Raw genomic sequence first — 24,942 nt, forward strand, 5'->3', positions numbered from 1 at the left:
CCCATGCTCAAGCTATCTGGCGTCAGCAAAATCCACCAGGCAGGCGAAGTGCAAACCACGGCGCTGGACCGCATCGACCTGGAAATCGACGCTGGCGAATACGTCGCCATCACCGGTCCGTCCGGCTGCGGGAAATCCACCCTGCTCAGCCTACTTGGCCTGCTCGATGTGCCCAGCAGCGGCGACTACTGGTTCGACGGCAAAAACGTGGCCGGCTGGAGCGAGGCAAAACTCAACGAACTGCGGCGCGGCCGCATCGGCTTCATTTTCCAGAGCTTTAACCTGATCGAAGAATTGAGCGTGTTCGAAAACGTGGAACTGGCGCTGGAATATACCGGCATGCCGTCGCGCGAACGCAAGGCCAAGGTCACGGCCATGCTGAACAAGCTGGGCGTGGTGCACCGGGCGGATCACCGTCCTTCGCAACTGTCCGGCGGCCAGCAGCAGCGCGTCGCCATCGCGCGCGCACTGGTGGCGGGACCGGCCGTGCTGCTGGCCGACGAACCGACCGGTAACCTGGACACGGCGCACGGCGATGAAGTTATGCGGCTGCTGCGCACCATCAATGCCGAAGGCACCACCGTGGTCATGGTCACGCACTCGCCCGCGCATGCCGCGCAGGCGTCTCGCACCCTGAACCTGCTCGATGGCCGCATCATGGTCGACGCGCTGCGTGCCGCATGAAGCTGCGCGATTTCCGTATTGGCTGGCGCCTGCTGTTGCAGGAGCGCGCCTACTCGATCGTCTCCATTGCCGGGCTGGCGGTGGGCCTGGCGGCCTGCTTCCTGCTGCTGGGCTTCGTGCGCTACTGCCTGGACTACAACAGCCACGTGCCGGACGCCGCGCGCGTGTATGCCATCAAGCAGCGCATCAACGTTTTCCCGCGCCCGGAGTGGGCGGTGTACGCCGGGTTACCGCTGCGCGACGCGGCGCTGGCCAGCGGCATGGTGGAGCAAGCCGCCATCATGCGCGAAATGGAAATGCAGTTGGTGGTGGAGCGCCAGCGCTACAAGGCGGCGGTGGACGTGGCCGATCCCGCCGCAATCGGGCTGCTGGGCCTGCGCCCGCTGCAGGGCGATTTGCCGGCGGCGCTGACGCGGCCGGACGGCCTGGCGCTGACACAGGAACTGGCGCGCAAGCTGTTTGGCGCGGAACCTGCGCTGGGCCGCAGCGTGAAGCTCAACGACTCCGTGCTGCAGGTGCTGGCCGTGGTGGCGGATGCTCCCGCCAACAGCACCATGCCATACGAGGCGCTGATCGGCACCGCCAGCACGGCCTGGCCCGACCGCGCCGATTACCGCACCAACCTGCGCCGCCGCGGCTCGATCTACCTTCGCCTGAAGCCGGGCGCGGATCCAGGCCTGCTGGCGCAGCAGCTGCAGTCATTCGTCAACCAGCACCCCAGCGAAGTCACGGTCCGTACCGGTCCGCTGGGACAAAACCTGAACGGCCGCAACGTGACGGACATCGCGCTGGCCGCCATGCCGGACCTGTACTTTGATGCAGAACTGGCGGCGGGCCGCTATGGCAGCCGGTACGGCAACCGTGGCAGCATGCTGGCGCTGGCGGCCGTGGCGGGGCTGATCCTGCTGCTGGCGGCGGCCAATTATGTGAACCTGGCCACCGTGCGCACCTTGCGGCGCCAGCGCGAGGTCGCCATGCGCAAGCTGCTGGGCGCCAGCCCGGCGAGGCTGGTAATGCAGTTCCTGGCCGAGTCGTCGCTGGTGGCAATGCTTGCCACTGCGGCGGGCCTGGTGCTGGTGTGGTTGTGCCTGCCCGCATTTGCCGCGCTGGTGAACCGCAAGCTGGACAGCGTGCTGTCGCCGGCCAACTGCGCGGCGGCCCTGGCGCTGGGCTTGCTTGTGGGCCTGTGCGCGGGCGCCTACCCGGCCTGGATCGCGCTGCGGGTGCGCCCCGCCGTGGCGCTGGCCGGACGCGGCGACAGTGAAACGGCAGCAGGCCTGTGGCTGCGCCGCGCGCTCACCGTTCTGCAATTCAGCGTCGCCATGGCGCTGACTGCGACCACAGTCGCCATTGCGTGGCAAACCGATTACGCCAACCATGCGGACCGCGGCTTCAACCCGGACGGCCTGCTGGTGCTGGACTTGCCGACCGATAGCGGCCAGCCCGCCGCCGCCGACTTCCTGGCCGCACTGGCGCGCCTGCCCGGTGTGCACGGCGTGAACGCCATGTCCGAAGCAGTGGGGCGCGACGATAACATGATGACCGGCGTCATGCTGGGCCGCCATGGCGACGCCGTGCGCATGGAGCTGCGCACCGTCAGTCCGGAATTTTTCAGCGTCTACGGCCTGAAACCGCTGTATGGCCGCCTGTTCGACAAGGCGCAAGATCCGCCGGATGCCGGCAAAGTGGTGCTGAACGTGGCGGCCGCGCTGGCGCTGGGTTTCGCCACGCCGCAAGACGCGGTGGGCCAGCGCCTGGGTGAACAGCTGGTCATCGGCATCGCGCCGGAAGTCCGCTACCAAAGCCTGCGCCAACTGGGGCAGCCGCTGGCCTATATCGCGCGCGGCGGCGCCGTGGCCAGCCTGCGCGCAGACGCCGACGTGGCCACCATGCGGGAAGCCATCCTGCCGCTGTGGCAGCGCTACTTCCCTGAACAAGACCTGGAATTGCGCAGCGCCGCCAGCATGTTCGGGCTGGCGTACCAGGAAGATGCGCAGCTGGCGCGCATGCTGGCTGCCGCCAGCCTGATCGCGGTGGTGCTGGCGGCGTGCGGCATTTACGTGCTGTCGGCCTACAGCGTGCAGCGCCGCCGCCGTGAAATCGTCTTGCGCAAGCTGCATGGCGCGGGCCGCGCCGCCATCGTGCAACTGGTGGGGCGGGAATTCGCCGCGCTGTTGGGCGCCGGCGCCCTGCTCGGCTTGCCGCCCGCCGCCATGGCGATCCGCCAGCACCTGGGCGGTTTTGTCGAGCATGCACCGCTGGGCCTGTGGCCGCTGGCGGGCGCGCTGCTGCTGGCCATGCTGGTGGCGCTGGCCGCCACCGCGCGCCATACATTGACAGCGCTGCGGCTTTCTCCCGCAGCCGCCCTGCGCGGCTAGCACGGGCGAAAAAAATCCCCGCTGCGCGGAGCGCAAGCGGGGATTTTTTCTTCAGCGGGCTGGAATTACTTCACGCCCACCAGTTCGATATCGAAGATCAATTCGGCATTTGGCGGAATCTTCACGGTGGTGACACCGGCGGAATCGGTCGACGAAACGCCAGCGGAGCCGTAAGCCAGTTGCGGTGGGATTTGTACTGTCCGCTTGCCGCCGACTTTCATGCCCAGCAGGGCGGAATCCCAGCCCTTGATACCACCACCCAGCACGAAGGTGAAGGTGCCATCGGTGCTGGTGTCGAATTGCGTGCCTTTGTTCTCCGGCTTGGTGGCGTCATACAGCCAGCCCGTGTATTTTACGACCAGCGTCTTGCTGTATTCGACCGGCGCACCGGTCCCCGCAACCTCTTTCAGGATCTGCACAGCGGCCGACGGCGACGCCTTCTTCAGCGACACGACCTCCACCTCGAAAACCACCGGGGTATAGACCGGTACTTTGACGTTCTGCGGGCTGGTGTATTCATGCACACCGTACGCCAGGTTGTAAGGCATCACCAGGTTGGCTTTGCCGCCCACTTTCATACCGGGCACGCCCTGATCCCAGCCCAGCAAGGTGTAGTTGGTACCCGGCAGCACGGCGCCAGTACCGGCCGCGAAGCTGCGGCTGCCCGTCTCAAACTGCGCGCCGCGCGAATTCGGTTTGGTGCTGTCGTACAGATAGCCCGTGTAATTGACCGTGGCCAGATCGCCCGCCACCACGGTTTCGCCGGTGCCGACCACCAAGTCGGTCTTGGCGTACGCCGGTTGGGCCGGAATCTCCGCCGTCGTGGCTTTCTTGGCGCCGCCGCAGGCTGTCAGCGCCAGTACGCAGACCAGCGGCACGGCTTTCTGGAACATCGTCAGGAACATCGATTTCATAAAACCCTTCAATTAGTAGACATGCCGATCCGGCCAGGGCAGCAGTTTAGCAGACTGCCGCAGGCGGTTTGGCGGATGTAGATTTCCGTTACAAATATCAATCTCAGAGCAAACTCAGATTTCGACCTGGGTCCCGAGTTCGATCACGCGGTTGGGCGGAATCTGGTAATAGTCTGCCGCTGCGCGGGCATTGCGCGACATGGCGACGAACAAATGCTCGCGCCACGACGCCATGCCGGAACCCGGCGTGGAAATCACGGTCTGGCGGGCGATGAAGAACGAGGTTTCCATCATTTCGAATTCCAGCCCGTGCGCACCGCACAGCTTCAGCACGTTCGGAATGTCCGGTTCATCCTTGAAGCCGTAATGCACATTGACCTGGTAGCACTGGTGTCCCAGTTCCGTGATCTTGACCTGTTCGCTTGAGGCCACCCACGGCTCTTCCACGATGTACACGGTGATGAACACCACCCGCTCGTGCAGCACCTTGTTGTGCGACAGGTTGTGCAGCAGCGCGTGCGGCACACCATCGCTTTCGCCGCGCAGGAAAATCGCCGTGCCATAGACGCGGGTGGGCGGCGCCATGAACAGCGACTCCAGGAAGGCATCGAGCGGAATCGCGTGCTTTTCCAGGTTCTGGAACACCAGTTCGCGCCCTGTGCGCCAGGTCAGCATGATGGTCAGCAGCACGGAACCCAGCAACAGCGGGAACCAGCCGCCGTGCAGCAGCTTCAGCGACGTCGCGGAGAACAGCATGATGTCGATGGCGATGAAAAAGCCGGTCGCGCCGAAGCACACCAACAGCGGCAAGTGCCAGCGGTAGCGGATCACGAAGAAGGTCAGGATCGTGGTCGACAGCATGGTGGCCGTCACGGCGATGCCATACGCGGCCGCCAGGTTTTCCGACGAGCCAAAGCCCAGCACGGCGATCAGCACCACCGCCAGTTGCAGCCAGTTGACCGCAGGGATGTAGACCTGGCCCATTTCCGACGCCGACGTGTGCAGCACGCGCATGCGGGGCAGCAGGCCCAGTGCAATGGCCTGGCGCGTCATCGAGAACGTGCCGGAAATCGTCGCCTGCGACGCGATCACGGTGGCCATGGTCGACAGCACCACCAGCGGAATCACGCTCCAGCTGCCCAACTGCTGGAAGAACGGGTTGGAAATCGCATCCGGCTTGGCGATCAGCAGCGCGCCCTGGCCCAGGTAATTCAAGGCCAGCGCGGGGAAGGTCACGAGGAACCACGCCATGCGGATCGGCTTCTTGCCGAAGTGGCCCATGTCCGCATACAGCGCTTCCGCCCCCGTGAACGCCAGCACCACGGCGCCCAGCGCCACGAAGCCGGCGTATTTATTATCGAGCATGAACTGGAACGCATGCAGGGGATTCAATGCCGACAGGATTTGCGGCGCCTGCACGATATTGATGACGCCCATGGCCGCCAGCGCGGCAAACCACAGCACCATGATGGGACCGAACCAGCGGCCGATACCGGCCGTGCCATGCTGTTGCAGCGCATACAGCGACACCAGCACGATGATCGTCAGCGGCACCACATAAGGCTTGAACGCGGGCGTGACCACTTCCAGGCCCTCGATCGCGGACAACACGGAAATCGCCGGCGTCACCACGCTGTCGCCATAAAACATGGTGGCGCCGAACACGCCCAGCAACAGCAGCGGGCCATGCCATCCCGAGCGCTTGCTGACGGAATTGAGCGCCAGCGCCATCAGCGCCATGACGCCGCCCTCGCCACGGTTATCCGCACGCAGCACCAGGGTGACGTATTTGAGCGACACGATCATGGTCAGCCCCCAGAAAATCAGGGACACGACGCCGACCAGGTTGGCGGGGTTGAGGACGAGCCCGTGTTCGGGATCGAAAATGGTTTTCAGCGTATACAGGGGACTGGTGCCGATATCGCCATAGACGATGCCGACGGCAGCCAGGGTCAGTGCGACGAGGCTGCTCTTCTTATGTTCCGCGGTCAAGATTGCACCTGAGGTTGTTTTGGTGCATTGCACAATAGGTTAACTATAGTCAATTTGCAAGTCCGTTCTGCCATGTCATCCACGGATTTTACCCTCGCCAGCGGTGTTATACGATTTCCACGATAATGACAGACCGCTCGAAGTTTCCGCGCCGCTATCCGCCGCGCTCACCTGTCACTATCCATGAATCCAGGCATCCTGTACGCCGCCCTTGCTTTCTTTTGCTGGGGCCTGTTCCCGTTGTATTTCCATGCCATCGGCCCCGTGCCGCCGATGGAAATCCTGTCGCACCGCATGCTGTGGTCGCTGGTCTTCCTGGCCGTCGTGCTGACGGCGCGCAGCCAGTGGGGCTGGCTGCCGGAAGTGCTGAAAAAACCGAAGATCATCGTGAGTTTTGTCGCCAGCGCGCTGCTGCTGACGGCCAACTGGTTTTTTTATATCTGGGCCGTGAAAAATGGCCACGTCATCGACGCCAGCCTCGGCTATTTCATCAATCCCCTGATCAATGTGCTGTTCGGCCTGCTGTTCCTGAAAGAGCGGCTGCGGCCCGGCCAGTGGGCGGCGGTCGGCCTCGCGGCGCTGGGCGTGGCCTGGCTGACGTGGCAGGCGGGCAAGCCGCCGTATATCGCGCTGGTGCTGGGCCTGACGTTCGGCGGCTACGGCCTGTTGCGCAAGACCGCTGCCCTGGCGGCGCTGGAAGGCTTGTCGTTCGAAACCATCATCCTGTTCCCGCTGGCCGCCGCTTATGTGGCCTGGCTGTCGCTGCACGGTGAAAACACCTTCGTCAATTCGCCGGCCAGCACGCGCTGGCTGCTGGCGGCGGCCGGTCCCATCACGGCCATTCCACTGCTGCTGTTCGCGGCCGGCGCGCGGCGCATTCCCATGTCCGTGCTGGGCATGCTGCAATACCTGTCGCCCACCATGCAAATGCTGCTGGGACTGTGGTTCTTTGGCGAAGCGTTTTCGCCGGAGCGGTTGGCGGGCTTTATCGTGATCTGGTCCGCGCTGGCGGTTTACATGGCGGAAGGCTGGTGGATTTCGCGCCGCGCTGCTGGCTAGACGTTGCCGTTTGTCGTATGCTGTTGACCTTCTGTACCTAACACTTTCTCGAGACTTTCCTAATGGCAAATTACGTCTATACCATGAACCGCGTGGGCAAAATTGTCCCGCCCAAGCGCCAGATCCTCAAAGATATTTCGCTGTCGTTCTTCCCCGGCGCGAAAATCGGCGTGCTGGGCCTGAACGGCTCCGGTAAATCGACCTTGCTGAAAATTATGGCGGGCATCGATACCGACATCCAGGGCGAAGCGCGCCCGATGCCGGGCCTGAACATTGGCTACCTGCCGCAGGAGCCGCAACTGGACCCGGAAAAAACCGTGCGCCAGGAAGTGGAATCCGGCCTGGGCGAAGCGTTCAGCGCGCAAGCACAATTGGAAGCCGTGTACGCCGCCTACGCGGAAGAAGACGCGGACTTCGATGCGCTGGCCAAGGAACAGGAACGCCTGGAATCCATCATTGCCGCGGCCGACGGCGGCAACCTGAACCTGCAACTGGAAATGGCAGCCGACGCGCTGCGCCTGCCGCCATGGGAACAGAAAATCGGCGTGCTGTCCGGTGGCGAAAAGCGCCGCGTGGCGCTGTGCAAACTGTTGCTGTCCAAGCCAGACATGCTGCTGCTGGACGAACCGACCAACCACCTGGATGCGGAATCCGTCGAGTGGCTGGAACAATTCCTCGTGCGCTTCCCGGGCACCGTGGTCGGCATCACCCACGATCGCTACTTCCTCGACAATGCGGCGGAATGGATCCTGGAACTGGACCGTGGCCACGGTATTCCATGGAAGGGTAACTACTCGTCCTGGCTGGACCAGAAGCAGGAACGCCTGAAGCAGGAAGAAGCCACGGAATCGGCGCGCCAGAAAGCGCTGCAAAAGGAATTGGAATGGTCGCGCCAGAATCCGAAGGCGCGCCAGGCCAAGTCGAAAGCCCGTATGGCCCGCTTCAATGAACTGAGCGAATACGAATACCAGAAACGTAACGAAACGCAGGAAATCTTTATTCCTGTAGCTGAGCGTCTGGGTAACGACGTGATCGAATTCAAGAACGTCACGAAATCGTTTGGCGACCGCCTGCTGATCGACAACCTGTCGTTCACCATCCCGCCGGGCGCCATCGTCGGTATCATCGGCCCGAACGGCGCCGGTAAGTCGACCTTGTTCAAGATGATCGCCGGTATCGAGCAACCGGACAGCGGCGAAGTGGTGATCGGCAAGACCGCGAAGATTTCGCTGGTGGACCAGAGCCGCGACGACCTGGCCAACACCAAGACCGTGTTCGAAGACGTGTCCGGCGGCGCCGACATGCTCAGCGTGGGCCGCTTTGAAATGCCGTCGCGCGCCTACCTGGGCCGCTTCAACTTCAAGGGCGGCGACCAGCAAAAGATCGTCGGCAACCTGTCCGGCGGTGAGCGCGGCCGCCTGCACCTGGCCAAGACCCTGCTCAAGGGCGGCAACGTTCTGCTGCTGGACGAACCGTCGAATGACCTGGACGTGGAAACCCTGCGTGCGCTGGAAGACGCGCTGCTGGAATTCGCGGGTTCCGTGATGGTGATTTCCCACGACCGCTGGTTCCTGGACCGTATCGCCACCCACATCCTGTCGTTCGAAGGCGATTCGCAAGTTACGTTCTTCGCTGGTAACTACCAGGAATACGAAGCGGACAAGAAGAAACGTTTGGGTGAGGAAGGCGCGAAACCGAAGCGTATCCGCTACAAGCCACTGACGACCTGAGCCACGAGTGGCGTTGTCGTAAGTAAAATGGGACCGGTTCGCTGGTCCCATTTTTATTGGAGAAGATATGCGCTTATTGATCGCGTTACTGACGTTTGCCTGTGGCGCCGCCACGGCGCAGGAAGTCACCGCCGACAAGCTGGGCTGGATGTCCGGCTGCTGGGCCGCCAGCGGGGGCGAAGCAGGTTCCGGTGAACAATGGATGGCGCCGGCCGGCGGCACGTTGATGGGCATGAGCCGCACCGTCAGGAACGGCAAGACCGTGGCGTGGGAAGCGCTGCACATCCGCGACGTGGACGGCAAGCTGGCTTACGTGGCGAAACCGCACAACCAGCCGGAAGCCGCGTTCAAACTGGCCAGCCTGGACGGCCAGCATGCCGTGTTTGAAAACCCGCAGCACGATTTCCCCCAGCGCATCATCTACAAGCGCGATGGCGATCAGTTGCATGCACGGATCGAAGGCACGATGAAGGGCAAGAACAAGGGCATCGATTTCCCCCTGCAAAAAACCGCGTGCCCGGGAACATAATTTTTTAAATGACAATGGCGCCACGAAGGCGCCATTTTTCATGCAGTACGCATCAACTCGACATTACGGGGCCTGGCCCCTTGATCAGAAGTTGTAGCGTGCGCCCAGCGATACGGCGCCTTTCTTGCGGCCCTGGTCGATGCCGTTCTTGCCGTAGTGTTCGTACTCGAGCGACAGCGACACTTTTTCATTGAGCGCATACTCGCCGCCCACCGACGCATACAGGTTGGTGCGGTTGCTATCGCCCGTTACGTATGGCGTTGCGAGGCCGGTGCCGTGGACTTCATTCTTGTTGTACGCAACACCCAGCTTGCCGAACACGGACAATTGCTGGTTGATCGGCACACTGCCCTTGCCGGCCAGGTAAAACGCATGCGACTTGCTGTCGATATGGCCAGCAGCCGTGCCGACGTTGTAGTTGTAGTCAGAACTACCGAAATCGGTGTAGCCGCCTTCCACGGCAAACGTCTTGTTCAACTGGTAGCCGCCATAAATCTTGCCGGACCATTCAGTGCTGTTGCGGTCGCCGTTGCTGGTGTCGTTCGACAGGCTGTACTTGTGCTTGCTGGCCACCACGCCGACACCGGCGTAAGCGCCGGTATCATCGGCATAAGCAGCGGACATGCCGCCAAAGGCGGTAGCGGAAACAATCAGGGCAGTCAGAATTTTTTTCATTTTTCGATCTTTCGCAAAGATTTGGTTGGGTTTGCTTGGGATCGCAATTTCACGGAATCGCGATGTAGGCAAGATAGCATTGAGAATTTGCCTACGTCGTTAGGAATTCCGTAAGAATTGTCACGAGTTGTAATCGCTATTGAAACGAAGGGGATCGCCACAAGATGGCGGATTTTCGCTTAAGATAGGCTTAAGATGCCTACAAGATAACAATATTGCGAAAGGTCAGGCTGATGCGCGGCCCGCGCGGCGTTTTTTCCTTGTTGATGCCGTGCCGCCAGTGGTGCTGCAAGGCGCCCGCCATCAGCAGCAGGCTGCCATCACCCAACGCGATTTTCACCGTCTTCGGCAATTTCTTATGTTTGAGGATGAAGGTGCGGGCTTCGCCGAAACTTACAGACGCGATGGCGGGATTGCGGCCCAGTTCCCGTTCGTCATCGCTGTGGAAGCCCATGCTGTCCTGCTCGTTGCGGTAATAGTTGAGCAGCACGCTGTTGAAGCGGCGGCCGGTGGCGATTTCCACCGCCTGCCTGATTTCCCGTTGCAGCGGCGTGAATGGCTGCGGTTCGAAGGTGGTGCCGGAATACGTGTAGCGGGCTTCGGGTTCGCCATGCCATGCGCTCAGGCGCGGCTGCAACATGGATTTGCCATATAGCGTGATGGATTCCGCGCGCCACGGCGTTTCCTCGACCAGGCGCTGCATGACAGTGGCAGGGTCTTGCGCCAGCGGCAGCCGGGACATGAAATACAGTTCGCCATCCTCGATGGGGATGGCTTCCAGCGTGTGGTTCTGATCGGCAAACAAGTCCATCAGATGTTGCTCCGAGAAACCTCGTCCTTCAGGACGGGGAGTGAAAGGTGCCGACTGCGAAGCAGTCGAACATTTTTTCGAGTATGAGCGAACCAATTTCGGCCCGGGCGGTCAAAAGGGGCATGAAAATGGTCTTTCGGTATCGCGTCAAATCCCTGACCGGCCTGCTCAATGAGCAGGCGCGGAGGGTGAATGACGTCTGGAACTTCTGTAATGACCGGCAGAAGGATGCGCTGCGTTTCAACCGGCCATGGCACACGGGATTTGACCTGATCAAGCTGACCACCGGCTGCAGCAAGGAACTTGGCCTGCACTCGGGAACCATCAATGACGTCTGCCAGCAATATGCCAAGTCGCGCCAGCAGCGGCGCCGTCCTTACCTGCGTTACCGTGGCCGGAAGGCGCTGGGCTGGGTGCCGCTCAAGGGCCGTGAATTGAAGCGGGAAGGCAATGCGTTCCGCTTTGCCGGCCATACTTTTCGCGTGTTTTACTCGCGCCCGCTGCCTGAGGGAAAAATCTGCGACGGCACCAATTTTTCCCGGGACCGGCGTGGCAACTGGTTCCTCAATATCGTGTTGGACGTGCCTGAACCGCCTAAACGGCCACCGGGACGTGAAGTTGGCATCGACCTGGGTCTGAAGGACCTGACGACGCTGTCGAACGGCCATAAAGAGCCCGCTCCGCAGTTTTACCGCGAAGCCGAGGCGGCGCTGGCGGTTGCGCAACGTGCCCACAAGAAGCGGCGGGTTGCGGCCATCCACGCCAAAATCGCCAACCGACGGCACGATTTTCTTCACAAACTGTCCACCGGCCTCGTGCGTGCGTTTGACCTGATTGCGGTCGGCAACGTCAACGCGGCGGGACTTGCCAAAACCAGCATGGCGAAGTCGGTACTGGACGCAGGCTGGTCGACGTTTCGCACTCAACTCGCGTACAAGGCTATGAAGCATGGCGCGTGGTTTGTCGAAGTGGATGAACGATTCACCACCCAGGTCTGCTCGGATTGCGGCGCCAAGCCCGATTCGAGGCCTAACGGTATCGCAGACCTTGGAATAAGAGAATGGCGGTGCTGTGATTGCGGCGCGGTACATGATCGTGATCTCAATGCGGCGACAAACATTCTCCGTCGCGGACGTGCGACGCTGGCTGCAGGAATCCTCGTCCTTTAAGGCGAGGAGGACGTCAAAGCCGGTATCATAGCAGCCATGAAAAAACGCCAATTCTTCGGCGCGCTGGCTGCGGCCGGCGCCCTCCCCGTCCTGGACTCCGCCCACGCGGCCCCCGTCAAAACCAGCGGTCCCGTGCTGTTGACGGTAACGGGGCCGATCAGCAAACCAAACCGTGGCCCGCTGGACCCGGGCGGCTTCGACCAGATGCTGGTCAAGCACAAGGTCAGCTTTACCAAAGCCTATGTGTTTGATTTCGCGATGCTGGCTGCGCTGCCCGCCATCACCATCAAGCCCACGCTGGAATACGACAACAAGCCGCATACGCTGAAAGGCCCGCTGCTGGTCGACGTGCTGAAAGCGGCCGGCGCCACCCTGACGGAAAACAGCAACATCGTGTTACGCGCGGTGGATGGCTATGCCGCCACCGTCACTGTGGCGCAAGCCCGCGCGCAGCGCTACATCATCGCCACGCACCTGGAAGGCGCGCCGATCGCACTGGGCGGACTGGGTCCCCTGTGGGCGGTATACGATGCGGATAAAGTGCCGGACATGGCAAAGAAACCCGTGGCCGAACGTTTCGGTTCGTGCCCGTGGGGTTTGTATCACGTGGAAGTGCAGTCGTTGGTGGTCTGACGTCCGGATCAGGAGGGACGCCAGACCGGCTGGCAGGTCAGGCGTATGCTTCGGCCAGCGACATCACGCGCGGCGTGATGGTAATGCCGACGTCGCCAAACACTTTCGTAATGAGCGCCATGTTGGCGGCATTCTCTTCCGGCTTCCAGCCTTTGAACAGGTCGGTGCCATCCTTGTGGAAATGCATATCCAGCACTTTGCCGCGGTCTTTGTGCGTGTAGCCGGAACTGTGCGTGTTTTCAAAGCCGGCAGCCTTCAGCGCGGCAATCACGTCCACAGGCGGATTGTCCGGGTCGGTGGCCATGTACACGCCAAACGTCTTGCCAGGCGGCTTGGCGGCGATGTCCACTTCATAAATACCGGGCGCCTTGGTGACCGAAGTGCTTTTCAGAAATAACATGTTCTATCCTCTATCCTCTGCTAGGCAACGCCGTCTGGGGCGCGCATCCTGACTTGTTTTTCTGATCCAAAAATATTCCAACAATTAAGCTTATTGCTTTCGCCGAGGATTTACAAGGAATTCGGCAATGCGCATGAGCAACATGCCCCAAGGGACGATTTAACTGTTGTGCTTTCGGTGCGCCAGCGCCACAGTGGGCGCCACCAGCGCTTCATACAGCGCGCCCGTCGGCCCATCCCAGGCCATGACCGCCGCTTGCTGGCGCGCCACAGTCGCCATGTCTCCCCGTGCAATCGGACCGCTCAGCGCCGGCGCCGCGCCCAGACGGAAAACATTGGCCAGGGTTTCCGAGGCCAGCGGTTGCGCCAGTTCGCGCGCCACCGGTTCCGGAATGCCGGCGGCCTGGTAGGCGCGCAGCGCCGCATCGAGCACCGTGGTCAGATAGTTACTGGCAAATACAGCCGCTGCGTGATAAACGGTTTTCGCCGCCGCATCGATGGCGACCGGACGGGCGCCGATGGCCCTCAACGCCGGTTCCAGCACGGCGATTGCCGCCGCGTCGCCTTCGATACCGCAAAACGTGCCGTTAAAAGCGGCAGCCACGCCGGCCGGATCGGCAAAGCTGCGGATCGGATGCACGCTGGCCACGTGGGCGCCCGCCGCGCGCGCCGCCCGCAGGCGGTCCGACGCCAGCGCACCGCTGCAATGGAATACGATGGCGCCCTGTAGCGGCACACTGGCCGCCAGCGCTTCGCAGGCCGGCACGATCTGGTCGTCGGTCACCGACAGCATGTAGATATCGGCTGCGTGCAATGCGGCATAGGCATCTTGCGCCATGCCGGCGCCGATGAACGCCACCGCCTGGCGGGCGGACGGCAGCGAACGGGCCAGCACGTCCTGCAAATCAAACACGGTCCCGGCCCACAGGCGCCCGAACACGCGCCCCACGTGGCCGCCGCCAATGATGGAAAACCGTTGCATCAGAAGCTGGACCCGGGCTGCTTGAGGAATTCACGCTCTTCCGCCGTCGATTCGCGTCCCAGGATCGCATTGCGGTGCGGGAAGCGGCCAAAGCGGCGGATCACGTCGTAATGGCGCCGCGCATAGTCATAGGTGCTGTCGAAACCCGACGCGGACGCGCGCAGCATGTCATACAAATCCAGCGAACGCTGTTGCATCGACAGCGATTCCGAATGCTCGAACGGCAGGAAGGCGAAAATGCGCTGCACGGGGGGCAGCGTCTGGTTGGCGCCACTATTGTCGAGCGCCAGCGCCGCTTCCAGCGCCAGCGCATCGCCCGCGAACGATTGCGGCGTGCCCCGGTACATATTGCGGGTGAACTGGTCCAGCACGATGATGCGCGCCAGCGTGCCCTGCGTGCCTTCGTCATCCCAGCGGCGCAAGCCGCCGGACAGCGCTTCCTCCACCACGTGGCCGAATTGCGCGGCGATCTGGCGGTCGAACTGGTCATCCTTGCGGAACCATTCCGGCCGTTGTGTATTGTGGCCCTTGACGCCGATGGGCAAGAACCAGAAATCCAGCACATCCTGTGCAGCAGTTAATTCCATGAAGCTCCCTGATCAGTTGCGTGCGTGCGATAACTGGAACCCGTCCAGCCCATCGAACTGCGACATTTCCTTTGCCAGTTCCGCCATCGTCGCGCCGGAACGTTTGCTCAGCGCGATGGCGACGAAACGCCATTCCTGCGCCTGGTGATCGCTGCTGATCATCATCGATCCGCCCGCGATTTCATACCCCCGCTTCAGCGCGATGGCCCGTAGCTCCCGCTCTTCCGGCATGAAGCCTTCCTTGAAGCGCATCGTCATGGCGACAGCGTGGCGGGACGGCAGCCAGGCCTCGACCTTGGACAAGAAGATCATCGACATCGCGCACAGGAATCCCAATCCGATCGCGCCCAGGTAAAACCCCAGGCCGATCATGATGCCCATCGCCGACGACGCCCAGATCGATGCCGCCGTTGTCAGGCCGCTGATGTTGAACCCCTCGCGCATGATCACGCCCGCGCCCAGGAAACCGATACCCGTCACGATCCCCTGCACCACGCGGGTGGGATCGGTGCCGATCAAATGCGACATGCTGCCGCCGTACCACATGTTCGGATAGCCGCAGATCACCGTCAATGCACACGATGCCATGCACACCAGGCCATAAGTCCGCATGCCCGCTGCACGCCCGTGGTACGAGCGTTCATATCCCACCACGAGGCCCAGCAACAGCGCCCCGACGATATTCAGCAGGATCAGCAGGTTGGTGGTCAACTCGCCGAGCGACCAGTAACCGGACAGGATGTGATAGGTGGGCATGGCGCACTCCCTTTTTATTGTATGCGTAACTGTGCGGCGGCCGCCGAATGTCCTTACGCTTTGCCGGTGGCAGGCTTCTTCGTCAATTGCTTTTCAAATTCCTTATCGAGCTTGCTGATGCGCTGCGGCTTTTGCGGACCTTGCGAATTGACGAAGGCAACGAAGTCGTCCAGCTCCATCGGCGGACACAGCGGCGGCTTGCCCGGCCCCTCCGTCAGGAAGAAATGGCCGTTGCCGGTACGCGACATCGAATACATGCGGTTGCCGCTGCGCTCCTTCAATCGGTCGAGCGCATTGCTGGCTTTGGTGGATCGGGCGCTGCTCATAAAGCCTCCGTGCGCGTGTGCAGCCAGGCCAGCGCATCGCCGTCGAGCAGCGGCGCCAGGCGTGTGCGCACCACGGCGTGATAATCGTTGAGCCACTGGCGTTCGTCGTCGCGCATCAGCGATGGTTCGATGCAGCGCGTATCGATCGGGCACAGGGTCAGGGTTTCAAATTGCAGGAACGCGCCGAATTCCGTATCACCGGCGGGCACGTTCAGCACCAGGTTTTCAATCCGGATGCCCCACTGTCCCGGGCGGTACACGCCCGGTTCGATCGACGTGATCATGCCCGGCAACATGGCCGTCTGCACTTCCGGCATGGTGGATGGCGAAATCGATTGGGGTCCTTCATGCACGTTGAGGAAGAAGCCCACGCCGTGGCCCGTGCCGTGGCCGAAATCGATGCCTTCGGCCCACAGCGGCGCGCGGGCGATGGCGTCCAGCATGGGCGACTTCACGCCATGGGGGAACCGCGCCCGCGACAAGGCAATCAAGCCTTTCAGCACCAGCGTGAAATCGCGCCGCTGTTCATCCGACACGGCGCCCACCGGCACCACGCGCGTGACATCCGTGGTGCCGCCCAGGTACTGGCCGCCGGAATCGATCAGCAGCAGGCCATCGCCCGCCACCACGGCGCAATCGGCCGGCTTGGCGCGGTAATGCATGATGGCGCCGTTGGCATTGAAGCCGGCAATGGTGCCGAAACTGGGGCTGATGAAATGGGGCCGCTGCGCGCGGGTCTGCGTCAGGCGCTCGCCCAATGCCACTTCGGTCAGCGGCGCCCGTTCAGGGTCGGCCAGTTGCGCATCGAGCCAGCACAGGAATTCGCACAGCGCGGCGCCATCCTGTTCCATCGTGGCGCGCACATGCTGCGCTTCGTCGCTGTTTTTTTGCGCTTTCGCCACGGTGGTGGGGTTGATGGCTTCCACCACGAGAATGCCGGCAGGCAGCGCCTGGCGCGTGCCATAGGTGACGCGGCGCGGGTCGAGCAGCACCGCGTCCGTTTCCGGCAGTGCGCCCAGGGCGTCGGCAAATTCGTGGTACGGCGCCACGTCGACGCCGGCTGCCGCCAACGCGGTCTCCAGCGCGGCCGGGATTTTGTGCTCCGCCACATACAAGGTGGCGCGCTGCGGTCCGATCACGGCATGGGCCACGAACACGGGATTGAAATGCACGTCGGCGCCACGCAGGTTGAACAGCCACGCAATATCGTCCAGCGTGGAGATCACGTGATAGGCGGCGCCATGCGACGCCATGGCCGCGCGCAGCGCCGCCAGTTTTTCCGCACGCGGCGCCGCAGCATACGGCGCCATCAATTCAAACACGGGCTCCTGCGGCAAGCCGGGACGGTCGCGCCACACGTCATTCAGCAGGTCGGTTTCCGTATGCAGCACGATGTCGCGCTGCGCCAGTTTCTGGTCCAGCAGGCGCGCAATCGCCAGTCCGAGCACGGCGCCATCGGTGGCCACCACCTGGCCTTGGCGCATATGGTCGGCCAGCCAGTCCACGTACAGCGTGCTGGCGCCGGACGGGATTTTCATCAGCGCGATGCCGGTGCCCTGCAACTCGTTTTCCGCCTGCGTCCAGTAGCGGGCATCGGTCCAGACGCCGGCAAAGTGCGCGGTGATGATCAGGGTGCCGACCGAACCGGTGAAACCGGACAGCCATTCGCGGCCTTGCCAGCGTGGCGGCAGGTATTCGGACAGGTGCGGGTCGGCGGATGGCACCAGCAAGGCGTCGATCCGTTGGCGCGCCATGGCTTCCCGCACTGATGCGAGGCGGCCGGCGATGGCGGTAAGGTCTGGTTGGGGCATGAGCTGCGTAGTGCTGTCGACTTGGCTCTATCATACCTTGCGGCATGCCCGGCCGGGGCACTATATGGGCGTACTTGATGACCGCCCGTCACACCCCTGATGCATGGGCGGAGATCAGTGCAGTGTACGTATCTCGTCCTGGTGGGTTTCGAATTCCGGTACGCGGCGCCGTTCCTGGTCCGGCGGCGGAACCGTGCCCTTGCCGGCGTCCGGCGCGGGCAACTGCGGCGCCGCCTGGTGCGCGCGATAACGGGAACCAAGGTAATACGCGACCAGCGCGGCCACGCCCAGCCAGCCGGCGACGCGCCATATACCCCATCGGGAAATGGCCGCCGCCGTACCGCGCGCGACCAGGGTTTCGCCTACTTGGCGTGCCAGGGTTTCCATGTTTGCTCCTCCGTTATCGGTGTGAGTGCCATGCCACAGCTTAATCCAACTATACGCCTGTCAGTGTTAGCGCACTAACACTGATTTCAGCAGACCAGCCTCACCCTTGCGCTTCGAAATGACGCAACCCATCCAGGTCCAGGATGCGGATGCCACCATAGTCGAGCCGCAGCAAACCCTGCTTCTCCAGCACTTGCAACGCCTGGTTGGCGCGCTGGCGCGAAGCGCCCGACAGCAAGCCTACTTCTTCCTGCGAAATCTGCACCAGATGGTCCGTGCCCGGATACAGCTGCGTATTGAACAGCCCGGCCAGGCAGCGCGCCACGCGCGTATCGACATCGAGCAGGCGGTCGTTTTCCACCATGCCGATAAACTGGCCCAGTCGTTCATTCAATTGCATCAGCAAAAAGCGCGTGAACGGCAAACTTGTTTCTAACAGCCAATTAAAAGTGTCGGCAGGCATGCGCGCTATGCGGCTGTCACGCAACGCCATGGCGTCGTATTTACGCAATTCGTTTTTCAGCAGCGATCCTTCGCCAAACCAGCTGCCGGCCGGCACGCCGGTAAACGTCACGCTTTTGCCGTTCGGCGAAAAGTTATTCATCTTGACCATGCCGCTGATGATGCCCACCCAGTGGTCCACCACCTCGCCCTTGCGGCAGACGAAACCGCCCTTCGGCACGAATACTTCATAGCACTCCGCGTCCACGCGGGCCATTTGCTCCGGCGTCAGCACGGGCGCCCACGTGGCCGCGTGGATGGATTCAAGCAAAGTCGGATGCTGAGTTGGTTGCTTAGTAGTCATTGTTGCGGGGCAACGTCAAAAAGTCGTTTGATTGTCGTCAAAAAGACAACATGGCTGAGAAACGCAGGCTAATATTCATCACACTTAAAAGGCACTTAAAAAAAGCACTTAACACAATTATCGCAGCTTCATCCAACCGGGGCTATGAAGGAGACGAAAGTGCAGACAGCTATGGACACATTCCCACGCCGCTTGTTGCAGCATGGGAAGGAACGGCCCCACAAGCCGGCGTACCGTGAGAAATATCTTGGTATCTGGCAAACGTGGAACTGGTCCCAGGTCAATGACGAAGTCCGCGCGCTGGCGTGCGGACTGGCTGCGCTGGGCTTCCAGCGCGGCATGAACCTCGCCATCATCGGCGATAACCGGCCCCGGCTGTATTGGGCCATGCTGGCGGCCCAGTGCCTGGGCGGCGTGCCGGTGCCGTTGTACCAGGACGCGCCGGCGGCCGACATGGCCTTCGTCCTGGATAACGCGGAAATTGAATTTGCCGTAGTGGAAGACCAGGAACAGGTCGACAAGCTGCTGGAATTAAAGGAACAGTGCCCCCGCATCGCGCACATCCTGTTTGACGATGAGCGCGGCATGCGCCATTACACGCACAAGGAACTGCAATCGTTCGCCAAGGTCCAGGAACTGGGCCGCGCCTACGACCAGGCCCATCCCGGCTTCTTCGAAGCCCAGGTCGAAGAGGGCCGCAGCAGCGATAACGCCGTCATCTTGTATACGTCCGGCACCACGGGCAAACCCAAAGGCGTGTGCCAGACCCACCACGCGCTGATGTCGGCCGGCGCCGGCAGCGTGGGCTTCGACAACCTGACCGACAGCGAAGACATCCTGTCGTACCTGCCGATGGCGTGGGTCGGCGATTGCCTGTTTTCGCTGGCGCAAGCCATGGTGGCCGGCTTCACCGTCAATTGCCCGGAATCCGGCGAAACCGTGATGACGGACATGCGTGAAATCGGCCCGACCTGCTACTTCGCGCCGCCCCGCGTGTTTGAAAACCTGCTGACCAACGTGACGATCCGCATGGATGACGCGGGATCGCTGAAGAAAGGCATGTTCGACTACTTCATGGGCGTGGCCAGGCGTGTCGGCGCCGATATTCTGGACGGCAAGCCCGTCGCTTTCGGCGACCGGATCAAATACGCGCTGGGCAACGTGCTGATATACGGCCCGCTGAAAAATGTGCTGGGCATGTCGCGCATCCGCGTGGCCTACACGGCGGGCGCCGCCATCGGCCCCGACCTGTTCCGCTTTTACCGCTCGATCGGCGTCAACCTCAAGCAACTGTACGGTTCCACGGAAACCTGCGCCTACGTGTGCCTGCAGCCGGACGGCAAGATCAAGTTCGACAGCGTCGGCCTGCCCGCGCCGGGTGTGGAAGTCAAACTGGCGGACAATGGCGAAGTGCTGGTGAAGTCCGCCACGTTGATGGACGGTTATTACAAGCGGCCCGACGCCACGGCCGAGGCAATCGACCAGCACGGCTACTTCCACACGGGCGATGCCGGCATGTTCGACAGCGAAGGCCACTTGAAAATCATCGACCGCGCCGCCGATGTGGGCCGCATGAATTGCGGCACCATGTTCGCGCCGAACTATATCGAAAACAAGCTCAAGTTCTTCCCGTACATCAAGGAAGCAGTGGCCTTCGGCCATGGCCGCGACCAGGTGTGCGCCTTCATCAACATCGACATGGGCGCGGTCGGCAACTGGGCCGAACGCCGCGGCATTGCCTATTCCGGCTATACCGACCTGGCATCGCATCCGTCCACCTATGAATTGATGCAGGAATGCGTGGAACAGGTCAACGCGGGCCTGGCGGCCGAGCCAATGATGGGCAACACGCAAATTTCCCGCTTCCTCGTGCTGCACAAGGAACTGGACCCGGACGACGATGAACTGACCCGTACCCGTAAGGTGCGCCGCAAGTTCGTTGCTGAAAAATATGCGGTGCTGATCGACGCCCTGTACGACGGCAAGTCATCGCAATTCATCGAGACCCAGGTCAAGTTCGAGGATGGCCGCACCGGCAAGGTGTCGGCGGACCTCCAGATCCGGGATTGCAAGAAGCTGCCAGCCGTGCAGGCTGCGGCCTGACCACGGTGACCGAGGAGACCCGCATGCAAATGAATGAACCCGATGCGCTGTTCAACGCAGCGCGCCGCATCGGTCCGGAAATCCTGGACTTGCGCAATATTTCGCTGTCGTTTGGCGGCGTCAAGGCGCTGACCAATATTTCGTTCAACGTGCGCCAGCACGAAATCCGCGCCATCATCGGCCCCAACGGCGCCGGCAAGAGCTCGATGCTGAACGTGATCAATGGCGTGTACCGCCCGCAGGAAGGCGAAATCATTTTCCGCGGCGAGCACCGCAAGAACATGGATTGCCACCAGGCCGCGAAATCCGGCATTGCCCGCACCTTCCAGAACATCGCGCTGTTCAAGGGCATGACGGTACTCGACAACATCATGACCGGCCGTAATCTCAAGATGAAGTCGAACTTCCTGATGCAGGCGCTGTACTGGGGCCCGGCGCGGCGCGAGGAAATCGAGCACCGCAAGAAGTGCGAAGAAATCATCGACTTCCTGGAAATCCAGGCCATCCGCAAGACGCCGGTCGGCCGCCTGCCGTACGGCTTGCAAAAACGCGTGGAACTGGCCCGCGCGCTGGCCGCCGAACCGGAAATCCTGCTGCTCGATGAGCCGATGGCCGGCATGAACGTGGAAGAAAAACAGGACATGTGCCGCTTCATCCTCGACGTCAACGACCAGTTCGGCACGACCATCGTGCTGATCGAGCACGACATGGGCGTGGTGATGGATATTTCGGACCGCGTGGTGGTGCTGGACTATGGCAAAAAGATCGGCGACGGCACGCCGGACGAAGTGCGCAGCAACCAGGATGTGATCAAGGCTTACCTCGGCGCCGCGCACTGATAAAGGGGATATTGAAATGAACCTGAGTTTTTTCTTCGAAGTGCTGATTGGCGGCCTGCTGTCCGGCGTCATGTATGCGCTGGTGGCGATCGGCTTCGTGCTGATTTATAAGGCGTCCGGCGTCTTCAATTTCGCCCAGGGCGCCATGGTGTTCTTTGCCGCGCTGACCTGCGTCGGCATCATGGATAAATTCGGCCTGTCGCTATGGCTGGCGATTCCCGGCACCGTGCTGGCCATGATAGCCCTGGGCCTGGCCATCGAGCGGGTGGTGTTGCGGCCGCTGGTGAACCAGCCGGAAATCACGCTGTTCATGGCCACCATCGGCCTGACCTTCTTTATCGAAGGCCTGGCGCAACTGCTGTGGGGTAACCAGGTGCACAAGCTGGAATTACCGATCGAGGACGTGCCGCTGGAATTCCTCGCCGACAAATTCAACATCATCGTGTCGCAATTCGACGTGATGGCGGCCGGCGTGTGCGCCATCATGGTGGCCGTGCTGTCGCTGGTGTTCTCGAAAACCAAAGTGGGCCGCGCCCTGCGCGCGGTGGCTGACGACCACCAGGCCGCGCTGGCGGTCGGCATTCCGCTGCAGCGCATCTGGGCCATCCTGTGGGCCGTGGCGGGCATGGTGGCGCTGGTGGCGGGCTTGCTGTGGGGCGCGCGCAATGGCGTGCAGTTCGCGCTGACCTTCATTGCGCTGAAAGCGTTGCCGGTGCTGATCCTGGGCGGCTTTACCTCGGTACCAGGCGCCATTGTCGGCGGCTTGATCATCGGCGCATCGGAAAAACTGGCCGAGGTGTACATTGGCCCGATGGTCGGCGGCGGGATCGAAGGCTGGTTCCCGTATGTGCTGGCATTGCTGTTCCTGCTGGTCCGTCCCGAAGGTCTCTTCGGCGAAAAAATCATCCGTCGTATATAACAAGGAGCCGTCATGTTCTATCGCGAAACCGGCCAATTCAAAACCAGTTACGAAACGGATGGTCAGATCCTGCCGATCCGGCAGGACCGCAACATGCTGTTCGCCACGATGGCCGTGGCGCTGGTGGCCCTGCCCTTCGTGGCGTCGCCCTACATGCTGTCGGCGATCCTGATTCCCTTCCTGATTTTTTCGCTGGCCGCGCTGGGCCTGAACATCCTGACCGGCTATGCGGGCCAGCTGTCGCTCGGTACCGCCGCCTTCATGGCGGTGGGCGCCTTTGCTTCGTATAACTTCGTGCTGCGCATCCCTGGCATTCCGATCCTCCTGGCGTTCGTGCTGGGCGGCCTGTGCGCCGCGCTGGTGGGCATTGCATTCGGCTTGCCATCGCTGCGCATCCGCGGCTTTTACCTGGCAGCGGCCACGCTGGCCACGCAATTTTTTGTCGTCTGGTGCCTGACCAAGATCGGCTGGCTGACCAATTACAGCTCGTCGGGCGTGATCACGGCGCAAAAAATTGAAATCCTGGGCTTCGCCTTTGACACGCCGGCCACCAAGTATGTGCTGGTGCTGCTGGTGGTGGCCGTGATGGCGCTGCTGGCGAAAAACATGGTGCGCTCCAACGTGGGCCGCTCGTGGATGGCCGTGCGCGACATGGACGTGGCGGCCGAAGTGATCGGCTTCCGCCTGATGCGCACCAAGCTGCTGGCGTTCGCCGTCAGTTCGTTCTACTGCGGCGTGGCCGGTGCGCTGTATGCGTTTGCCTACCTGGGCACGGTGGAACCGGAAGCGTACAACCTGGAACTGTCGTTCCGCATCCTGTTCATGATCATCATTGGCGGCGTCGGCTCCATCCTCGGCTGCTTCCTGGGCGCGGCCTTCATCGTGCTGCTGCCGGTGTTCCTGAATATCCTGGCGCACAGCCTGGCGCTGCCGACCAGCGTGGCGTCCAACCTGGAACTGATGGTGTTTGGCGCCCTGATTATTTTCTTCCTGATCGTGGAACCCCACGGTCTGGCGCGTTTGTGGCAAATCGGTAAAGAAAAATTGCGCCTGTGGCCTTTCCCGCACTGAGCGTAGACAACCCATCCAGGAGACCTGAACATGACATACGTTAAAACCATCGCAGCCGCTGTCCTGCTTGCCACTGCTGGCGGCGCATTTGCCAATACCGAACAATTCATTGCCTTGCCGTCGTACCGCGTGGGCCCCTATGCCTCGGGCGGTTCCGGCTTTTATGGCGGCATCATCGATTACTTCAACCTCGTCAACGCCAACGGCGGCATCAACGGCGTCAAGCTGTCGTGGGAAGAATGCGAAACCGAATACAACGCGGCGCGCGGCGTCGAATGCTATGAGCGCATGAAGACCAAGAATGGCGGCGCCACGCTGGTCGAACCGCTGTCGACCGGTATCGCGTACGGCATCCTGGACCGCGTGGCCACCGACAAGGTGCCGATGACGACCTTGGGCTATGGCCGCTCCGACGCGGCCAACGGCAAAGTGTTCCCGTATGTGTTCCCGCTGATTACCAGCTACTGGAACCAGGCGGCCGCCATGATCAAGTACCTGGGCGACAAGAGCGGCGGTGTGGACAAGCTGAAGGGCAAGAAAATCGTCCACCTGTACCACGACTCCGCGTTCGGCAAGGAACCCCTGCCGGTGCTGGAAGCGCTGGCCAAGCAGCATGGCTTTGAACTGATCAAGATTCCGGTCGCGCCTCCCGGCAGCGAACAACAGTCGCAATGGCTGCAAATCCGCCAGGCCAAGCCCGATTACGTGATCCTGTGGGGCTGGGGCGTGATGAATTCCGTCGCCATCAAGACCGCGCAGCGCAACGGCTTCCCGCGCGACAAGATGCTGGGCGTGTGGTGGGCCGGTTCCGAAGACGACACGGTGGCCGCCGGCGATGCCGCCAAGGGTTACACGTCGATGACGTTCAATACGCCGGGCAATTACCCCGTCATCGATGAACTGAAGAAGAAAGTGTACGCGGCCGGCAAGGGCAACCTGTCCGACCAGGCCCGCATTGGTTCCGTCTATCACATGCGCGGCATGACGGCCGGCATCCTGTGGACGGAAGCGATCCGCCACGCGCAGGAAAAATTCGGCAAGGGCAAGCCGATGACGGGCGAGCAGGTTCGCTGGGGCCTGGAAAACATGAACATCGACGATGCGCGCCAGAAAGCGCTGGGCGCGTTCGGCATGTTCCCGCCGGTGAAAACGTCATGCGACGACCACGAAGGTTCGGGCGCCGTCAAGGTGCAGCAGTGGGATGGCGCCAAATGGACCGCCATCACGCCGAACTGGATCGTTGGCGACAAGGCGCTGACCCGCAAGCTGGTCGAGGAATCGTCCGCCAAATATGCGGAAGAGAAGAAGATCACGCCAGCCTGCGCCAAATCGTAATCCCGCTGCGCCGCCTGCCGGCGGCGCAGCTTCCGTACTTACAGGGAC

General features: G+C 61.9%; 24 protein-coding genes. 12 read left to right on the forward strand and 12 right to left on the reverse strand.

Going from position 1 to position 24,942, the window contains the following annotated elements; translation table 11 throughout:
- Positions 1-3 precede the first annotated feature (3 nt).
- Together GJ700_RS03090 and GJ700_RS03095 are read left to right on the forward strand one after the other, a co-directional pair.
- Entirely contained in the window at positions 4-684 is a 681-nt protein-coding gene (locus tag GJ700_RS03090; RefSeq protein WP_154371196.1) for an ABC transporter ATP-binding protein, read from the forward strand.
- Entirely contained in the window at positions 681-3,062 is a 2,382-nt protein-coding gene (locus GJ700_RS03095) for an ABC transporter permease (protein ID WP_154371197.1), read from the forward strand. Before GJ700_RS03090 ends, GJ700_RS03095 begins: the two co-directional genes overlap by 4 nt.
- Positions 3,063-3,127: 65 nt before the next feature.
- On the opposite strand, the gene GJ700_RS03100 is transcribed toward GJ700_RS03095, so the two are convergent.
- A complete protein-coding gene (locus GJ700_RS03100) occupies positions 3,128-3,976 on the reverse strand; it encodes an FKBP-type peptidyl-prolyl cis-trans isomerase (RefSeq protein WP_154371198.1) in 849 nt (282 codons plus the stop codon).
- Between the two features lie 114 nt (positions 3,977-4,090).
- Positions 4,091-5,968 carry a potassium transporter Kup gene (locus GJ700_RS03105; RefSeq protein ID WP_154371199.1) on the reverse strand — a complete coding sequence of 626 codons (1,878 nt, stop codon included), beginning with the start codon at positions 5,966-5,968 and terminating at the stop codon, positions 4,091-4,093.
- Positions 5,969-6,151: 183 nt separating this feature from the next.
- Here GJ700_RS03105 and rarD point away from each other — a divergent pair, with 183 nt between their 5' ends.
- The 3 genes from rarD to GJ700_RS03120 all read left to right on the forward strand — a co-directional run bounded on the left by rarD (position 6,152) and on the right by GJ700_RS03120 (position 9,286).
- Positions 6,152-7,027 (forward strand): EamA family transporter RarD, encoded by an 876-nt coding sequence (gene rarD / locus GJ700_RS03110; RefSeq protein ID WP_154371200.1) that lies wholly within the window; start codon positions 6,152-6,154, stop codon positions 7,025-7,027.
- A gap of 62 nt (positions 7,028-7,089) precedes the next feature.
- On the forward strand, positions 7,090-8,757 hold the full coding sequence (gene ettA / locus GJ700_RS03115) for an energy-dependent translational throttle protein EttA (RefSeq protein ID WP_154371201.1): 1,668 nt from the start codon (positions 7,090-7,092) through the stop codon (positions 8,755-8,757).
- Positions 8,758-8,824: 67 nt separating this feature from the next.
- Positions 8,825-9,286 (forward strand): DUF6265 family protein, encoded by a 462-nt coding sequence (locus tag GJ700_RS03120; RefSeq protein WP_154371202.1) that lies wholly within the window; start codon positions 8,825-8,827, stop codon positions 9,284-9,286.
- Positions 9,287-9,370: 84 nt separating this feature from the next.
- Here GJ700_RS03120 and GJ700_RS03125 read toward each other — a convergent pair whose 3' ends face one another.
- Positions 9,371-9,961 carry an outer membrane beta-barrel protein gene (locus GJ700_RS03125; protein ID WP_154371203.1) on the reverse strand — a complete coding sequence of 197 codons (591 nt, stop codon included), beginning with the start codon at positions 9,959-9,961 and terminating at the stop codon, positions 9,371-9,373.
- A gap of 199 nt (positions 9,962-10,160) precedes the next feature.
- Positions 10,161-10,772: an alpha-ketoglutarate-dependent dioxygenase AlkB family protein gene (locus tag GJ700_RS03130; RefSeq protein WP_154371204.1), complete on the reverse strand. Its 612-nt coding sequence runs from the start codon at positions 10,770-10,772 to the stop codon at positions 10,161-10,163.
- A 122-nt stretch (positions 10,773-10,894) separates the two neighbouring features.
- Between GJ700_RS03130 and GJ700_RS03135 the strand changes: the two genes are divergently transcribed.
- Both GJ700_RS03135 and GJ700_RS03140 read left to right on the forward strand, forming a co-directional pair.
- Positions 10,895-11,941 (forward strand): RNA-guided endonuclease InsQ/TnpB family protein, encoded by a 1,047-nt coding sequence (locus tag GJ700_RS03135; protein ID WP_154371541.1) that lies wholly within the window; start codon positions 10,895-10,897, stop codon positions 11,939-11,941.
- Positions 11,942-11,977: 36 nt separating this feature from the next.
- Positions 11,978-12,574: a putative pterin-binding protein gene (locus GJ700_RS03140; protein WP_154371205.1), complete on the forward strand. Its 597-nt coding sequence runs from the start codon at positions 11,978-11,980 to the stop codon at positions 12,572-12,574.
- Positions 12,575-12,611: 37 nt separating this feature from the next.
- On the opposite strand, the gene GJ700_RS03145 is transcribed toward GJ700_RS03140, so the two are convergent.
- The 8 genes from GJ700_RS03145 to GJ700_RS03180 all read right to left on the reverse strand — a co-directional run bounded on the left by GJ700_RS03145 (position 12,612) and on the right by GJ700_RS03180 (position 18,627).
- The gene (locus tag GJ700_RS03145; RefSeq protein WP_154371206.1) at positions 12,612-12,974 is read right to left on the reverse strand and encodes a hypothetical protein; all 363 of its coding nucleotides are present in this window, start codon (positions 12,972-12,974) and stop codon (positions 12,612-12,614) included.
- Between the two features lie 159 nt (positions 12,975-13,133).
- Complete coding sequence (locus GJ700_RS03150) at positions 13,134-13,955, reverse strand: Rossmann-like and DUF2520 domain-containing protein (protein ID WP_154371207.1); 822 nt, start codon at positions 13,953-13,955, stop codon at positions 13,134-13,136.
- Positions 13,955-14,542, reverse strand: a complete 588-nt coding sequence (locus GJ700_RS03155) for a DUF924 family protein (protein ID WP_154371208.1) — start codon at positions 14,540-14,542, stop codon at positions 13,955-13,957. Before GJ700_RS03155 ends, GJ700_RS03150 begins: the two co-directional genes overlap by 1 nt.
- 12 nt (positions 14,543-14,554) lie before the next feature.
- Positions 14,555-15,298: an MgtC/SapB family protein gene (locus tag GJ700_RS03160; RefSeq protein ID WP_154371209.1), complete on the reverse strand. Its 744-nt coding sequence runs from the start codon at positions 15,296-15,298 to the stop codon at positions 14,555-14,557.
- A 53-nt stretch (positions 15,299-15,351) separates the two neighbouring features.
- A complete protein-coding gene (locus tag GJ700_RS03165; RefSeq protein ID WP_154371210.1) occupies positions 15,352-15,624 on the reverse strand; it encodes a hypothetical protein in 273 nt (90 codons plus the stop codon).
- Positions 15,621-17,435, reverse strand: coding sequence for an aminopeptidase P family protein (locus tag GJ700_RS03170; protein WP_154371211.1), 1,815 nt, complete (start codon positions 17,433-17,435; stop codon positions 15,621-15,623). Before GJ700_RS03170 ends, GJ700_RS03165 begins: the two co-directional genes overlap by 4 nt.
- A gap of 114 nt (positions 17,436-17,549) precedes the next feature.
- Positions 17,550-17,822, reverse strand: a complete 273-nt coding sequence (locus GJ700_RS03175; protein WP_154371212.1) for a hypothetical protein — start codon at positions 17,820-17,822, stop codon at positions 17,550-17,552.
- A 100-nt stretch (positions 17,823-17,922) separates the two neighbouring features.
- On the reverse strand, positions 17,923-18,627 hold the full coding sequence (locus GJ700_RS03180) for a Crp/Fnr family transcriptional regulator (protein WP_154371213.1): 705 nt from the start codon (positions 18,625-18,627) through the stop codon (positions 17,923-17,925).
- Between the two features lie 144 nt (positions 18,628-18,771).
- Between GJ700_RS03180 and GJ700_RS03185 the strand changes: the two genes are divergently transcribed.
- The 5 genes from GJ700_RS03185 to GJ700_RS03205 are packed head-to-tail and all read left to right on the forward strand — an operon-like array spanning position 18,772 to position 24,894.
- Entirely contained in the window at positions 18,772-20,730 is a 1,959-nt protein-coding gene (locus tag GJ700_RS03185; RefSeq protein ID WP_154371214.1) for an AMP-dependent synthetase/ligase, read from the forward strand.
- A 23-nt stretch (positions 20,731-20,753) separates the two neighbouring features.
- Entirely contained in the window at positions 20,754-21,569 is an 816-nt protein-coding gene (locus GJ700_RS03190) for an ABC transporter ATP-binding protein (RefSeq protein WP_154371215.1), read from the forward strand.
- 22 nt (positions 21,570-21,591) lie between these two features.
- Positions 21,592-22,488 (forward strand): branched-chain amino acid ABC transporter permease, encoded by an 897-nt coding sequence (locus tag GJ700_RS03195; protein WP_195763786.1) that lies wholly within the window; start codon positions 21,592-21,594, stop codon positions 22,486-22,488.
- 12 nt (positions 22,489-22,500) lie between these two features.
- Positions 22,501-23,559 carry a branched-chain amino acid ABC transporter permease gene (locus GJ700_RS03200; protein WP_154371217.1) on the forward strand — a complete coding sequence of 353 codons (1,059 nt, stop codon included), beginning with the start codon at positions 22,501-22,503 and terminating at the stop codon, positions 23,557-23,559.
- Positions 23,560-23,589: 30 nt separating this feature from the next.
- Positions 23,590-24,894 carry an ABC transporter substrate-binding protein gene (locus GJ700_RS03205; RefSeq protein ID WP_154371218.1) on the forward strand — a complete coding sequence of 435 codons (1,305 nt, stop codon included), beginning with the start codon at positions 23,590-23,592 and terminating at the stop codon, positions 24,892-24,894.
- Positions 24,895-24,942: the final 48 nt, after the last annotated feature.

It is taken from the genome of Pseudoduganella rivuli (assembly GCF_009674485.1).
Taxonomy (GTDB): Bacteria; Pseudomonadota; Gammaproteobacteria; order Burkholderiales; family Burkholderiaceae_D; genus Rugamonas; species Rugamonas rivuli_B.